The sequence below is a fragment of the Streptomyces sp. NPDC059166 genome (assembly GCF_042755185.1).
In the GTDB taxonomy this organism is placed as follows: Bacteria; Actinomycetota; Actinomycetes; order Streptomycetales; family Streptomycetaceae; genus Streptomyces.
Map to the genome: position 1 here is coordinate 101951 of NZ_JBHZCI010000006.1, position 14562 is coordinate 116512.

Sequence of the window (14562 nt, forward strand, 5' to 3'; positions counted from 1 at the left end):
CCTTCCGGCAGAGTCTTGCTTCCGTCAGGCCCCGCATACGGCACTTGGGCACCTCCAGAGGCGCCACGCACCACACAACTCAACAACTGATGTCCGTATGCCGCCCGCGAGTACCACGCGGCACTCCCGAAGGGGAGTCGCCCACCGGGCCCGTGCCTCCCGTGACCCATGCAGTAGGGAGGCCAGTGTCAAGGGCACGATTGCGCCCGCGAGGTCACCTAAGCGGGCGATGCTGGAAGGACACCGTGTGAGCCGGATCTCGGTCCGGGGGTTCGCAGTGGCATCCGCCACCGCGGTCACCACCGTAGGCGCCGTCGTAGGCGTTGCGTCGGGCAGCACTCCCGCTGCGGACGACAACAACTTCGAGGCGGCCGCAGCCGACACCACGCTGCTCGCAGACATCCCCGCGGGCCGTCAGGCCCAGGTGCAGACCGCTTCGCTGACGCAGCAGGCCGACGCCCAGGCGTCCGCGGCCGACGCGACGGCCAAGAAGTCCGCCGAGGAGACGGCCCGCATCCAGGCCGCCAAGGACGCCGAGTCGAAGAAGAAGTCCGCCGAGGCCAAGGCCAAGGCGGAGCGCGACGCCAAGAAGAGGGAAGCCGAGCTCGCGGCGAGCCGGTCCTCCGTGCGCGACGCCTCCTCGTTCTCGGCGCAGGGCTCCTACAGCGTCGCCGAAGTGCAGGCGATGGCCCGTCAGATGATGCCGGCCGACCAGTTCCAGTGCTTCAGCGAGATCGTGTCGCGCGAGTCGGGCTGGAACTACAGGGCGCAGAACGCCTCCTCCGGTGCCTACGGCCTCGTCCAGGCGCTGCCCGGCTCCAAGATGGCGTCCGCCGGTGCCGACTGGCAGACCAACCCGGCCACCCAGATCAAGTGGGGCCTCAGCTACATGAACAGCGACCGCTACGGCAGCCCCTGCGCCGCCTGGTCGTTCTGGCAGGCCAACCACTGGTACTAGAACCCCGCGAGGTTCCCCGCTCAACTCCGTGAAGCTCCGCACCGTCCTACGGTGCGGAGCTTCACGCGTGTACGGTCGTCCGGACAGTTCCGGGGGCGTGTGGGGAGCTGATGGGGGAAGGAAAGGTCCATGTCCAGACTTCCGGGGTGGCTAGGCCGCCTGGGTGCAGAACTCACCACGATCGGGGCGCGCCTGGAAGAGCGCCGCGCCGAGTCCGAGCGCCGTGCCGAGGCCGACGCGGCGAGTGTGTCCTCGTCGACGCTCTCCACCGTCGCCGCCGAGCGGGTCCCGCGCCCTCCCGCCTACGCCCCCGCCGTCGCCGCCAGACCCGATCCCGTGACCGCCGTTCCCTGGGGCATGCGGGTCGCGGCCGAGGCGGGCTGGCGGCTCCTGGTCCTGGCCGGCACGCTCTGGGTGCTGATGCGGGTCATCAGCGCCGTGCAGCTGGTCGTCCTGGCCTTCGTCGCGGCCCTGCTGGTGACCGCGATGCTCCAGCCGACCGTCGTACGGCTGCGGCGGGCCGGGCTGCCGCGCGGCCTGGCCACCGCGGTGACGGCGGTGCTCGGCTTCGTCGTCATGGGCCTGGTCGGATGGTTCGTCGTCTGGCAGGTGATGGACAATCTGGACACCCTCTCGGACCGGGTCCGCGACGGTATCGACGAGCTGAAGCGCTGGCTGCTCGACAGCCCCTTCCACGTCACCGAGTCGCAGATCAACGACATCGCCAAGAACCTCAGCGACACCATCGGGACCAACACCGAGGAGATCACCTCGGCCGGCCTCCAGGGCGTCACGGTGCTGGTGGAGTTCCTGACCGGACTGCTCCTGGCGATGTTCTCCACGCTCTTCCTGCTCTACGACGGCAAGCGCATCTGGCAGTGGGTGCTCAAACTGGTGCCCGCCCAGGCCCGGCCCGGCGTCGCCGGCGCGGGACCGCGTGCCTGGCGGACCCTGACCGCCTATGTGCGGGGCACGGTGATCGTGGCGCTGATCGACGCGATCTTCATCGGCCTCGGGATCTACTTCCTCGACGTCCCGATGGCGGTCCCGCTCGCCGTCTTCATCTTCCTCTTCGCCTTCGTCCCCCTGGTCGGAGCCGTGGTCTCGGGAGCCCTCGCGGTGGTCGTCGCGCTCGTCACCCAGGGCGTGTTCACGGCGCTGATGGTGCTGGTCGTCGTGCTCGCCGTGCAGCAGATCGAGGGCCACATCCTGCAGCCGTTCATCCTGGGCCGGGCCGTACGGGTCCACCCCCTCGCGGTGGTGCTCTCCGTCGCCGCCGGCGGCATGGTCGCCGGGATCGGCGGAGCGGTCGTCGCCGTGCCGCTGGTCGCCGTGACCAACACGGTGGTCGGCTATCTGCGTTCGTACGGACACCATCAGGCGGTCGACTTCGACGGCCCGGGGCCGCACGGCGCTACCGCCATCTCCGTGGCACCCGCTGAGCCGCCGGTCCCGCACCGGGCCGACGCCGGACCCGACCCCGACGGCGCACCGGCGGATCCGGACACCGGCCCCGCGAAGTGACGGCAGACGCATGACGAAAGGGAAGGGCCCCGCCGGCGGTCGGTCGCCGGCGGGGCCCTTCCCCTACAAGGTACTGCGGTCCGCTACTCGGCGAGCACGGCCTCGGCGTCGAGGGTCACGCCGACCGCCTGGATCACCGAAGCGATCTTGACGGCCTCCTGGATCGTCTCGCGGTCGACACCGGCCTTGCGGAGCACCTGCTCGTGGGAGTCGAGGCACTGGCCGCAGCCGTTGATCGCGGAGACGGCGAGCGACCACAGCTCGAAGTCGATCTTCTCCACGCCCGGCTTGCCGATGACGTTCATCCGCAGGCCCGCACGGAGGTTTCCGTACTCGGGGTCCGACAGCAGGTGCCGGGTGCGGTAGAAGACGTTGTTCATCGCCATGATCGCCGCGGCCGACTTCGCCGCGGTGTACGCCTCGGCGGAGAGGTTGGCCTTGGCCTCCGGCTCCAGCTCGCGCAGCACCTTCGGCGAGCGGGAGGCGATCGCGCAGGCCAGGACGGTGCCCCACAGCTGCTGCTGCGGGAGCTCGCTGTTGCCGATGACCGAACCGAGGTTCAGCTTCAGGTCCTTGGCGAAGTCCGGTATGGCGGACTTGAGTTCATCGAGTGCCATGTCGTATCAGCTCACTCGCCGGAGAGGAGGGCGACCGGGTCGAGGGTGTTCTCGCCCTTGGTCCAGTTGCACGGGCAGAGCTCGTCCGTCTGCAGGGCGTCGAGGACCCGCAGGACCTCCTTGGGGTTACGGCCCACGGAACCGGCGGTCACCATCGTGAACTGGATCTCGTTGTTCTGGTCGACGATGAAGACGGCGCGCTGGGCGAACCCGTCCTCGCCCTCGATGCCGAGGTCACGCATGAGCTCGTGCTTCGAGTCGGCCATCATCGGGAACGGCAGGTCGGTCAGGTCCGGGTGGTCCTTGCGCCAGGCGTGGTGCACGAACTCGGAGTCACCGGAGAAGCCGAGGATCTGCGCGTCGCGGTCGGCGAACTCCTCGTTCAGCTTGCCGAAGGCGGCGATCTCGGTGGGGCACACGAAGGTGAAGTCCTTCGGCCACGCGAAGACGATCTTCCACTGACCCTCGTAGGTCTTGTGGTTGATCTGCTCGAACTCCTTGCCGCTCTCCAGCGACACGCAGGCGGTCAGGTCGAACTCGGGGAACTTGTCACCGACAGTGAGCACGCGCACTCCTTGTTGCATAGGAAATCCCTTTTTGGGGGCGTTCCTGGGGGTTGGACTGCCCTCACCCTGGCACAGAGTGCATTGATCACGGAAATAGCTACACTCGTCCGGGATGATCGGAGGTGCCTATCAGTGGCGTACGTAAATCAGGCGAACAGGGTCAAGCAGCCCAGTCTCTCGCAGCTGCGCGCCTTCGCGGCCGTGGCGGAGCATCTGCACTTCCGGGACGCCGCGGCGGCAATCGGGATGAGTCAGCCGGCACTCTCCGGAGCCGTCTCCGCCCTGGAGGTGGCACTCGGTGTCCAGCTGATCGAGCGTACGACGCGCAAGGTGCTGCTCTCACCCGCCGGGGAACGGCTCGCGGTCCGCAGCCGGGCCGTGCTGGAGGCGCTCGGTGAGCTGATGGACGAGGCCGAGGCGGTACGCGCCCCGTTCACCGGGACCCTCCGGCTCGGCGTGATCCCCACGGTGGCCCCCTACCTCCTGCCGTCCGTCCTCCGGCTCGTCCACGAGCGCTACCCGCACCTGGAGCTCCAGGTGCACGAGGAGCAGACCTCCTCGCTCCTGGACGGACTGTCCGCCGGGCGGCTGGACCTGCTGCTGCTCGCCGTGCCGCTCGGCGTCCCCGGTGTCACGGAGCTCGCGCTGTTCGACGAGGACTTCGTGCTCGTCACCGACAGGGAGCACCCGCTCGCGGGGAGCACGGGGCTGCCGCGCGAGGCGCTCCGCGACCTCCCGCTGCTGCTGCTCGACGAGGGGCACTGCCTGCGTGACCAGGCGCTGGACATCTGCCGGGAGGCGGGCCGCACCCAGCGGAGCGCGGTGACGACGACCGCCGCCGGGCTCTCCACCCTGGTGCAGCTCGTCGCCGGCGGACTCGGGGTGACCCTGCTGCCGCGTACGGCGGTCGCCGTGGAGACCGGCCGCGACGAGGCACTGTCGACGGGGTACTTCACGGACCCGGCGCCCTCGCGCCGGATCGCGCTCGCCGTACGGACGGGCTCCGCGCGCCACGAGGAGTTCGAGGAGCTCGCGTCCGCGCTGCGCGGTGCGCTGAGCACCCTGCCGGTACGGGTGCACGCGGAGGGGTGAGCACGACGGGGTGCCCACCCCTCCCGGTCCTCACTCCGCGCGCAGCCCGTCCGGGCGCATCGCACGCCACAGCAGCGGCATCGACAGCAGGGTCACGGCCACCACGAGGGCTCCGCCCGCGCCCGCCAGCGGAACGAACGCGTCCCACCGGGTCACCGTCTTGTCCAGCATCCACGTCATGACGGCGCCGAGACCGATGCCGCCGACCGTCGCGGCCACCAGCCCGACGGCCACCGGCAGCGCGGTCTGCCAGAACACCGACCAGCCGATGGTGACGCGCCTGGTGCCGAAGGCCACCAGGACCGACAGCAGCCGCTTGCGCTCGCGGAGCTGGGCGAGCTGGGAGACCAGCATCGACGCGGCGATCAGCAGCAGCGTCACCACCGCGCCGATGCGCAGGCCCGTCTGCACGCTCTCGTACTGGCGGTCGCGGGTCGCCGAGGTCAGGGTGGCGACCCGCATACCCGGGTCGATCCGGGCCGCGGTGTTGCGCACGTACTCGTCGACGTCGGGGACGCTCTCGTCGACCTTGATCAGGGCGACCGTGTGCGCGTTGGGGAGGATGCGCGGGTCGATGGCCCCGACCGTCGCCATGATGCCCGAGTTGTCGAGGCCGAGCGGGTCGGGTGTGGAGGTGACGGTCCGGGCGTCCGCCGGGAGGGTCCAGCGCACCGACCGCGCGCCGGGAGTCGTGCCCAGGTCAGCGTTGAGTTCGATCTCCTTGCCCTTGCGGGCCGTCTCGTCGACCCAGTCGCTCAGCTCCTTGTCACCGCGCGGGTGGACGACGAACACGTCGCCCTCCTTGCAGGAGCCGATCGCGGCCAGCTCCTTCAGCGTGGCGCAGTCGCCGATGCTGAGCGAACTGGTGGCGGCGGCCTCGTCGTCCGGGTGGGCCTTCGGCGTGGTCACGTACGTCTCGACCGTGCCGATGACGCGCTCCACGCCCCGGGTGGACCGGAACTCCTCGATGGTCCGGGTGGCGGCGTCGCCGCTGACCTTCTCCGAGAAGGTGTGGAACCGGGCGCGTGCGGGGTCCTGGCCCGTCCGCGTCGAGAACTCGTCGCCGACCGCGGCGAACAGCATCTGCAGGGCCACGGCCCCGGCGACCGCCACGGTGATGCCGCTGACGGCCCGGGACGCCGCCGCGCTGGACAGCTGGAGCCGTCGGATCGCCAGCTGCCAGGGCAGCGGGCCTCCGTGCAGCCGCTTCACGACGGCCTCGACGAGCCAGGGCAGCAGCAGGGCCAGCCCGAGCAGGACCAGGATCGCGCCGGCCGCGACCGGCAGCGGGTCGGCCGCCCCGAGCACGCCGACCCGGCCGGTCAGGGCCAGGACGGCGAAGCCCAGCAGCGGCACCGGCAGCCGCCACCACAGGCGTCGTCGGCGGCTGGACGCCTCGCGGGTGACGCCGAGCGGTTCCACGGCCACCGCGCGCATGGCGACCAGCGTCACCAGGACGGCCGACAGGGGCACCGCCACGGCGATCAGCGCGGCCGTCAGCGGGGCGGGCCTCATGTCGGAGGGGAAGGCGCTGTAGTCCCACACCTCGACGTGGCCGACGAACCGCCGGCCCACCAGGAAGAGCGCCACGCCCGCCAGCAGACCGAGCAGGGAGCCGAACAGCGCCTCGCCGGCCGCGATCCGCCGGGTCGTCGGGATGTCGGTGCCGACGAGACGGAGGGCGGCGAGCCGGCGGTCCCGCCCGTCGCCGCCGAACCGCACCGCCGTGGCGATGAAGATCGCGACGGGCGCCAGCAGCACCACGCAGATCATGACGACCAGCACGACGAGGAGAGGGGCCAGAGGCGCGCCCGGCGTGTCGTCGCCGTAGCCCTCCACCCGGTACCCGCCGGTGGCCTCGGTCAGGGAGTCGCTGCCCACGTAGAAGTACAGCTCGTCGGGCGAGAGCAGCCCGGCGTCCCCGATCGTCGCCGTGACCGGGTACGGCAGCCGCTCCTTGAGGAGGGCGCCCTCGGGGGAGGCCAGCAGTTTCTCCAGGGCGGGCGAGGCCGCCATCTCACCCGGGGCGGGGAAGCGCCGGACCCCCGGGGGCAGGACCGGATGCGACCCCTCCGCCCGCATCAGGAAGCCCTCGACGCTGTGGCTGCGGTACTCCGTCGCCGCGCTCACCCGGAGGACCGTGGAGTCGGACTCGGGCACCTCCTCGTCGAGTGAACCCGCCATCTCCTGGCGTGCCTGGGAGCGCTCCGCGCGCTGGTCCAGCAGATGGGGCACCGACGAGGCCACCAGCAGCATCGCCACCCCCAGCCCGACGCCCACGGCGGTGAGCACGGTCCGCGCCCAGCCCTCGCGGCCGCCGGAGACGGCGAAGCGCATGCCGAGGCCGAGATCGCGCAGCCACGTCATGAGGCGTACTCCATGTCGCGGCAGCGGCCGTCGCGGACGACGACGTCGCGGTCCGAGTACGCGGCGACGCGCGCCTCGTGCGTCACGAGCACCACGGCCGTGCCGGAGGTCCGCGCGGAGTCGGTGAGCAGTTCCATGACCCGCTCACCGTTGAGGGAGTCGAGTGCCCCGGTCGGCTCGTCCGCGAAGACCACCTTGGGGGAGGTGGCCAGGGCGCGGGCCACGGCGACGCGCTGTCCCTGTCCGCCGGACACCTCGCCGGGGCGCTTGGCGCGGAGGTCCTCGACCTCCAGGCGCTCCATCCACTCCCGTGCCGTGCTCTCGGCCCGGGCGCGCTTGACGCCGTTGAGGCGCAGCGGCAGGGCTACGTTCTCCAGGCAGGTCAGTTCGGGGACGAGCCGGCCGAACTGGAAGACGAAGCCGAAATCGCTGCGCCGCAGGGCGCTGCGCCGGGCGTCGGACAGGGTGGACAGTTCCTGCCCCGCGTAGGTCACGGTGCCGGAGTCGGGGGTGACGATCCCGGCGAGGCAGTGCAGGAGGGTGGACTTGCCCGAGCCGGAGGGGCCCATGACGGCCACCACCTCACCGGGGTGCACGGAGAACGAGGCGTCGTCGAGAGCGGGGGTCGCACCGTAGGTCTTGTGGAGCGACCGGGCGCTGAGCAGGGAGCCTGCGGGTATCACGGGACGATCACCTCGGCGAGCTTGCCCAGGCGCGCGGCGGTCAGTTCCAGCCACCGGAGGTCGGCTTCGAGGTGGAAGAGGGCGTGGTCGCAGATCAGCTGGTCGGCGAGGTCGCCCTTGCGCTTGCGCTCGGTGAGGACGCGCATCAGGCGCAGGTGCTCGGACCGCTGGGCGTCCAGCAGGTCGGCGGCGCTGCGGCCGGTGAGCAGGGCGAGGACGACCTTCGTGTACAGGGTCGACTGGAGGTACGGCTCGGGCTTCTCCGGCTGCGCGAGCCAGGCGGAGACATCCGTGACGCCGGCCTCGGTGATGGCGTAGCGCTTGCGCTCGGGGCCGCCGTCCGTCTCGACGCCGTCGACCTCGACGAGGCCGTTCTTCAGCAGACGGGACATGGTCGCGTAGACCTGGCCGTAGTGCAGGGGGCGATCCTGCCCGAACTTCTCGTCGAAGGCCCGCTTGAGGTCGTAGCCGTGGCGGGGGCCGGACTCCAGGAGCCCGAGGAGGGTGTGACCGATTGACATACCCCGGACTGTACATGGTGTGTATAGCCGGTGTGTATAGCCGGTGGGCGCAGCTGGACGGGCGCGGCCCGCAGGGCCGCCCGGCCGGACCGGGTGGCCGGATTCAGCCGGAGGGCGGCGGCGGGGCCTGCGGAGGTCCCGGGGGCTGCTCCTTCGGGGGCCGGCCCCGGCGGGGGATCGGACCCGCCCCGCCGGGCAGCCGCCCCGCCTCCGCCAGGGCGCGACGCAGCAGGAACTCGATCTGCGCGTTGGCGCTGCGCAGCTCGTCCGAGGCCCACCGGGCCAGCGCGTCGTGCACCGCGGGGTCCAGCCGCAGCAGCATCTGCTTGCGGGCCGCCCGCCGCCGGGGAGCCCCGTCGGCGGGAGGGGTCGCGTCGTCCTCGGTCACTGGTAGAGCGTGCCCGTGTTCAGGACCGGCTGCGCCGCGCGGTCACCGCACAGCACCACCATCAGGTTGCTGACCATGGCCGCCTTGCGCTCGGAGTCCAGCTCGACGATGTCCTGCTCGGCGATCCGGGTCAGGGCCATCTCGACCATGCCCACCGCGCCCTCGACGATCTGCTGACGGGCCGCGACCACGGCGCCCGCCTGCTGGCGCTGGAGCATCGCCGAGGCGATCTCGGGGGCGTAGGCGAGGTGGCTGAAGCGGGACTCGATGATGCGCACGCCGGCCGCCTGCACCCGCGCGGTCAGCTCGGCGGCGAGCTTCTCGGTGATCTCCTCGGCGTTGCCGCGCAGCGAGAGTCCGCCCTCGTCGTGGGCGTCGTACGGGTACTCGATCGCGATGTGCCGGACCGCGGCCTCGGTCTGGGTGGCGACGAACTCCAGGAAGTCGTCGACCTCGAAGAGGGCCTGGGCGGTGTCCTCGACCTTCCAGACGACGATCGCCGCCAGCTCGATCGGGTTGCCGTAGGCGTCGTTGACCTTCAGGACGGCCGTCTCGTGGTTGCGGACCCTGGTGGAGATCTTCCGGCTGGAGGTCAGCGGGTTGATCCACCGCAGGCCGTCCGCGCGGATCGTCCCGACGTAACGGCCGAAGAGCTGGATCACGCGGGCCTCCCCCGGAGCGACCATCTTCACACCGCTCATGCAGAAGAGCGAGGCGATGGCGAGGAGGACTCCGAGGACGACGAGCGGAACACCGGCGCCGTTGTGTCCGCCGGAGGCGAGGACGCCGCCGACGATGGCCAGGCCCACGCCGAGGAGCACCCCCAGGATGGTCAGCAGGAGGCCGAGGCCGCCGGGGATGGAATGGGCGGTGACTTCTCTGACCTGCGGGGACGGCATCTCGGGCGCGTCCGGTGTCAGGTCGGCGGCCGCGTCGTCGGCGCCGGGAAGGCCGTGTGGAGCAGACATGGGTCCCCCGTCTCGTGCGGCGTGTTCACCGCGCTATCAATGTGATTACACATTAATGCTTCTCGCAACCTTGCGCATCCCCCGCGAGTCGGTTCCTTCAGAACCGGGTGCTGATTCTCACGTCCGGAAAAGGCTGGATCGGCTGCCATTTGTCCGGGCCTTCGGTGTTAGCTGGCAGGTCTGACCGGAGCGGTAACGAGCAGCAGAACAGGAGCACCGGAGCGATGGGTCGAGCGGATGTACGCCGGGCCGCCAGGAGTGGTGGCATACGCCGGCTCTTCACCTGGCGGAAGATGCTGGGGACGTTCTTCGGGCTCTGCCTGCTCGTACTGGGTGCCTTCGCGGCGCTCTACGCCTTCGTGGACGTGCCCGAGGCCAACGCCCAGGCCGAGAAGCAGAGCAACGTCTACAAGTACAGCGACGGCAGTGTCCTGGCCCGCACCGGCTCCGGCGTCAACCGGGAGATCGTCGACATCGACGTCGTGCCCAAGAAGGTCCAGCACGCCTTCGTCGCCGCCGAGAACAAGTCCTTCTACCGGGACAGGGGCGTCGACCTCAAGGGCACCACCCGCGGTCTGTTCAACACGCTGTCCGGCAAGGGCAAGCAGGGTGGCTCCACCATCACCCAGCAGTACGTGAAGAACTACTACCTCACGCAGGACCAGACGGTCACCCGCAAGCTCAAGGAGCTGGTGATCTCGCTCAAGGTCGACCAGCGCATGGAGAAGGACGACATCCTCGCCGGGTACCTGAACACCGTCTACTACGGCCGGGGCGCCAGCGGCATCCAGGCGGCGGCGCAGGCCTACTACGGCGTCGACGCCAAGGACCTCGACACCGCCCAGGGCGCCTACCTCGCGTCCCTGCTCCAGGCCCCCAGCCAGTACGACTGGGCGTACGCCTCACCCACCGGCAAGAAGCTGGTCAAGGCGCGCTGGGCGTACACCCTGGACAACATGGTCGAGGAGGGCTGGCTGGACAAGGCCGAGCGGGACAAGCTGACCTTCCCCGTGCCGGACGCCCCCAAGGGCACACCCGGCCTTGACGGCCAGGCCGGCTACCTCGTCGAGGCCGCCAACCAGGAGATGGCGCGCCAGGGCATCACCGAGGAGCAGCGTGAGGCCGGCGGCTGGACGATCACCCTCAACATCGACAGGAAGAAGCAGAAGCAGCTCGAGAAGTCGGTGAACCGCCAACTGGAGGACCACCTCGACCGGAAGGGCAACAAGGTCGACGCGACCGTCCAGGCCGGCGCCACCTCGGTGGACCCGAGGACGGGCAAGGTCGTCGCGCTGTACGGCGGTGTCGGTGCCACCGAGCACTACATATCCAACGCGACCCGCCGCGACTACCAGCCCGCCTCCACCTTCAAGCCGCTGGTCCTGGCCTCCGCCCTGGAGAACGAGTCGACGACCCAGAACGGCGACCTGATCGGCCTGAACACCGTCTACGACGGCACCAGCAGGCGCCCGGTCGTCGGCAGCGACACCCCGTTCGCCCCGCAGAACGAGGACGACCGCAGCTACGACAGCCCGACCGTCCAGACGGCGATGAACAAGTCGATCAACTCCGTCTTCGCGCAGATGGTCGTCGACGTCGGCCCCGCCGAGGTGAAGAAGACCGCCCTCGGCCTGGGCGTGCCCGACCTGAACTTCCCCGAGCGCCCCGCGATCACCCTCGGCACCATGAACGCGTCGACGTGGGACATGGCCGGGGTGTACGCCACCCTCGACAACCACGGCAAGAAGGTCACCCCGACCATCGTGAAGTCCGCCGAGCACCGGGACCGCACCATGGAGCCCGTCGACGGCATCGGCGGCCAGGTGATCAGCCGGGCCTCCGCCGACACCGTGACCAAGGCCATGACCGGCGTCGTCGACAACGGCTCGGGCCACGAGGCGAACACCTCGGCCTACGACGCCGCGGGCAAGACGGGCACGTCGGAGAACAACAAGGCCGCCCTCTTCACCGGCTACACCCCGGAGCTCGCCACCGCCGTGGCCCTGTACGGGGAGTCACCCAAGGAGGGCGGCGGCCAGGTCAGCCTCACCGGCACGGCCAGCTCCGGCCGTGCCAACGGCGGCGGGTTCCCCGCGAAGATCTGGGCGGACTACACCCTCGGCGCGCTCGGCGGCGGTTCGGACGCCACCTTCGACCTCCAGGGCGTGGAACGCGGCGAGACCCCGGTGACCGAGTCCCCCTCGGCCACCCCGTCCGAGACGGAGGAGCCGTCCGAGACCCCGTCCGAGGAGCCGGAGGAGCCCTCCGAGTCGCCCAGCGAGACGCCCGGCGAGACCCCGTCGCAGACGCCGACCGAGACCCCCTCGACGACCCCGAGCGGGACGCCCGGCACCACTCAGGAGCCCGGGGACGGCGAGCAGCTCCCCGGATGGCCCGGCGGGGACACGGCACCCGGGCAGTGAACACGCGTCGGTGACCACGGGGCGGTCACCACGGCCGAGGGCGGGTACCGGCCGGTACCCGCCCTCGACCGTGTCAGGCACCGCACCGTCCGAAGGCCCGCCGGCGCTGTCCCGCCGGTCGATGCGCGAGGGCCCTCGGCGAGGCCCTCGGCGAGGGCCCTCAGGGCGTGGCCATCTCGAACCAGACCACCTTGCCCGTCGACAGCCGGGTGGCGCCCCACCGGCGGGCCAGCCGGTTGACCAGGAACAGCCCTCGTCCGCCCTCGTCGGTCTCCCGCGCCCGCCGCTGCCTCGGCAGCTGCGGGGAGTCGTCACCGACCTCGCAGCGCAGGGTGTCCGTACGCAGCAGCCGCAGGGTCACCGGCCGCTCCGCGTAGCGCACCGCGTTGGTCACCACCTCGCTGACCAGCAGCTCGACCTCCTCCGAGAGACCGTCCAGCCCCCACCGGCTCAGCGCCCTGCGCGCCAGCCTGCGGGCCCGTCCCGGAGCGGCGTCCTCAGGTTCGAGGAACCAGTACGCGACGTCACTCGGCGCGATCCCGTCGAAGCGCGCCGCGAGCAGGGCGATGTCGTCGTCACGGTCGCCCGGGCCGAGCATGTCCAGCACGTCGTCGCAGAGCGCTTCCAGCGGCGGCGAGTGATCCGGACCGGTCAGCTGGGCGGTGGCGGCGAGCCGCTCCCGCAGGATCTCGATGCCCGTCCAGACGTCCCGCATCCGGGACTCCACCAGGCCGTCGGTGTACAGCAGGAGCGTCGCCCCGGCCGGCGCGTCCAGCTCGACGGCCTCGAAGTCCACCCCGCCCACACCGATCGGAGCGCCCGGCGGCACCCGGAGCACCTCGGCCCGGCCGCCGAGGTGGAGCAGCACCGGTGGCGGATGGCCGGCGTTCGCGACGGTGATGCGGTGCGCGACCGGGTCGTACACCGCGTACAGGCAGGTCGCCATGCGGTCGCTGCCGAGCCGCTGCGCCTGCTCGTCCAGGTGGTGCAGGACCTCCTGCGGCGGCAGGTCGAGGCCGGCCAGTGTCTGGGCGGTGGTGCGCAGCTGGCCCATGATCGCGGCGGAGGTCATGGAGTGCCCCATCACGTCCCCGACGACCAGGGCGACCCGGCTGCCGGGCAGCGGGATCGCGTCGTACCAGTCACCGCCGACCCGGGCGGTCTCGGCGGCGGGAAGGTAGCGCGAGGCCAGGCGTACACCCGTGGGCTGCGGCAGCGAGTCGGGCAGCATCGTGCGCTGGAGCTCGTCGGCGATGTACGCCTCGCGGCCGTACAGCACGGCCTTGTCGATGCCGAGCGCGGTGTGGGTGGCCAGCTGGGCCGCCACCAGGAGGTCGTCGGCCTCGAACGGCGGCCTTTCGGGGCCCCGCAGGAAGACGGCCGCGCCGATCACCCTGCGGCGGCCGCGCAGCGGCGCCAGGATCGCACGGTGCCCGCTCGGCACCGTACGGCCCGCTCCGAGCAGTTCGGGCAGCGCGACGCGGGCCGCGGCCGCGTCGCCGAAGACCGGGCGCACCCCGCGCAGCACCTCGGCCAGCGCACCGCCCGACACGACCTCGCACAGCTCGGCGGCCGGCAGCAGCCCGGCCTGCGGATCGCTGACGGGCAGCCGCAGCCGCTCGCCCTCCGGCCCGCTCTCGCTCTCCTCGTCGGCCGTCCTCAGCCGGTCGGTGCGCCGCAGCCTCAGGACGAAGGGCGAGACCGGCCGCTCGTCACCCACCGGAAGCGGATCGCGGAGGTAGACGAGTATGGCGTCGGAGAACGTGGGCACGCTCGCCCGGCACAGGCCCAGGACGATCTCGTCCAGGTCCATGCCCCGCGCGATACGGCGGGTGGCCGCGCCGACGAAGCGCAGCCGGTCACCCTCGCGGGTGACCGTCTGGGTGTCCACCACGGGCTGGCCGGCCTCGGCGGCGGGCGCCGGGGCGGGCAGTGCGCCCGGGACGGGGGAAGGGCCGGGGATGGCGGCGGTGGCGGCGGGAGCCGCCTCCGGCTGCCGCGGCCGGGCGCGTTCCTGCGGCCGGGCGGCGAGCGGCTGCCGGCCTTCGTGGGAGGTGGGATGCTCCGTCACGCGTGGGATTCCGTCCGTCCGGGCCGGTTGTATGAGGCGGGCGCAGTCACCTCGGGGCGTCGCGCCACTGTGCCCCGGCGAGAGCGGTGAGAACAACGGCTGTCACCGGATGCCCCCGGGGAAGGGGCCGAAACCGTACGGCCACCCGAAGGGCCCGTACCGGGTCTTGCCGCGGCCGGGCAGCGGACGGCGAACATGTCTCCACCCCCTCGTCGTGGTTCTCGTAGTGGTCCGGGCGGCCGCACACCCGCCGGCCCGCGAGCCGTGTGACGTGTGCGGTGCGTGTGGTGACTGTCGGTCAGACCCTTGGCCGGATACGTCGGTTGTGACGCAGCGGTCCGGTGGAGCGGTTCAACGGGGGTGATCCTACGTTTACCCCCCTGG

12 protein-coding genes are annotated in these 14562 nt (G+C 71.4%); 4 read left to right on the forward strand and 8 right to left on the reverse strand.

Annotated features, from left to right (window positions below):
• The first annotated feature begins 247 nt into the window (after positions 1 to 247).
• Positions 248 to 958 (forward strand): lytic transglycosylase domain-containing protein, encoded by a 711-nt coding sequence (locus ACFXOA_RS06695; RefSeq protein ID WP_385023322.1) that lies wholly within the window; start codon positions 248 to 250, stop codon positions 956 to 958.
• 129 nt (positions 959 to 1087) lie between these two features.
• Positions 1088 to 2482, forward strand: a complete 1395-nt coding sequence (locus ACFXOA_RS06700) for an AI-2E family transporter (RefSeq protein WP_385023324.1) — start codon at positions 1088 to 1090, stop codon at positions 2480 to 2482.
• An 83-nt stretch (positions 2483 to 2565) separates the two neighbouring features.
• Here the strand turns inward: ACFXOA_RS06700 and ACFXOA_RS06705 are convergent, their stop codons facing one another.
• Positions 2566 to 3099, reverse strand: coding sequence for an alkyl hydroperoxide reductase (locus tag ACFXOA_RS06705; RefSeq protein WP_073964208.1), 534 nt, complete (start codon positions 3097 to 3099; stop codon positions 2566 to 2568).
• Between the two features lie 11 nt (positions 3100 to 3110).
• A complete protein-coding gene (locus ACFXOA_RS06710; protein ID WP_385023326.1) occupies positions 3111 to 3665 on the reverse strand; it encodes a peroxiredoxin in 555 nt (184 codons plus the stop codon).
• Positions 3666 to 3797: 132 nt separating this feature from the next.
• Here ACFXOA_RS06710 and ACFXOA_RS06715 point away from each other — a divergent pair, with 132 nt between their 5' ends.
• The gene (locus ACFXOA_RS06715; RefSeq protein ID WP_385023328.1) at positions 3798 to 4757 is read left to right on the forward strand and encodes a LysR substrate-binding domain-containing protein; all 960 of its coding nucleotides are present in this window, start codon (positions 3798 to 3800) and stop codon (positions 4755 to 4757) included.
• Between the two features lie 30 nt (positions 4758 to 4787).
• Here ACFXOA_RS06715 and ACFXOA_RS06720 read toward each other — a convergent pair whose 3' ends face one another.
• The 5 genes from ACFXOA_RS06720 to ACFXOA_RS06740 all read right to left on the reverse strand — a co-directional run bounded on the left by ACFXOA_RS06720 (position 4788) and on the right by ACFXOA_RS06740 (position 9684).
• Positions 4788 to 7124 carry an ABC transporter permease gene (locus ACFXOA_RS06720; protein ID WP_385023330.1) on the reverse strand — a complete coding sequence of 779 codons (2337 nt, stop codon included), beginning with the start codon at positions 7122 to 7124 and terminating at the stop codon, positions 4788 to 4790.
• Positions 7121 to 7807 carry an ABC transporter ATP-binding protein gene (locus tag ACFXOA_RS06725; RefSeq protein WP_385023332.1) on the reverse strand — a complete coding sequence of 229 codons (687 nt, stop codon included), beginning with the start codon at positions 7805 to 7807 and terminating at the stop codon, positions 7121 to 7123. The genes ACFXOA_RS06720 and ACFXOA_RS06725 overlap by 4 nt, the downstream gene beginning before the upstream one ends.
• A complete protein-coding gene (locus ACFXOA_RS06730) occupies positions 7804 to 8328 on the reverse strand; it encodes a PadR family transcriptional regulator (protein WP_385023334.1) in 525 nt (174 codons plus the stop codon). The genes ACFXOA_RS06725 and ACFXOA_RS06730 overlap by 4 nt, the downstream gene beginning before the upstream one ends.
• A gap of 103 nt (positions 8329 to 8431) precedes the next feature.
• Positions 8432 to 8650: a hypothetical protein gene (locus tag ACFXOA_RS06735; protein ID WP_385023519.1), complete on the reverse strand. Its 219-nt coding sequence runs from the start codon at positions 8648 to 8650 to the stop codon at positions 8432 to 8434.
• Between the two features lie 62 nt (positions 8651 to 8712).
• Positions 8713 to 9684 carry an SPFH domain-containing protein gene (locus ACFXOA_RS06740; protein WP_385023336.1) on the reverse strand — a complete coding sequence of 324 codons (972 nt, stop codon included), beginning with the start codon at positions 9682 to 9684 and terminating at the stop codon, positions 8713 to 8715.
• A 224-nt stretch (positions 9685 to 9908) separates the two neighbouring features.
• Here ACFXOA_RS06740 and ACFXOA_RS06745 point away from each other — a divergent pair, with 224 nt between their 5' ends.
• Positions 9909 to 12107 carry a transglycosylase domain-containing protein gene (locus ACFXOA_RS06745; RefSeq protein WP_385023338.1) on the forward strand — a complete coding sequence of 733 codons (2199 nt, stop codon included), beginning with the start codon at positions 9909 to 9911 and terminating at the stop codon, positions 12105 to 12107.
• 160 nt (positions 12108 to 12267) lie between these two features.
• On the opposite strand, the gene ACFXOA_RS06750 is transcribed toward ACFXOA_RS06745, so the two are convergent.
• Positions 12268 to 14178, reverse strand: a complete 1911-nt coding sequence (locus ACFXOA_RS06750) for a SpoIIE family protein phosphatase (RefSeq protein ID WP_385023340.1) — start codon at positions 14176 to 14178, stop codon at positions 12268 to 12270.
• Between the last annotated feature and the right edge of the window lie 384 nt (positions 14179 to 14562).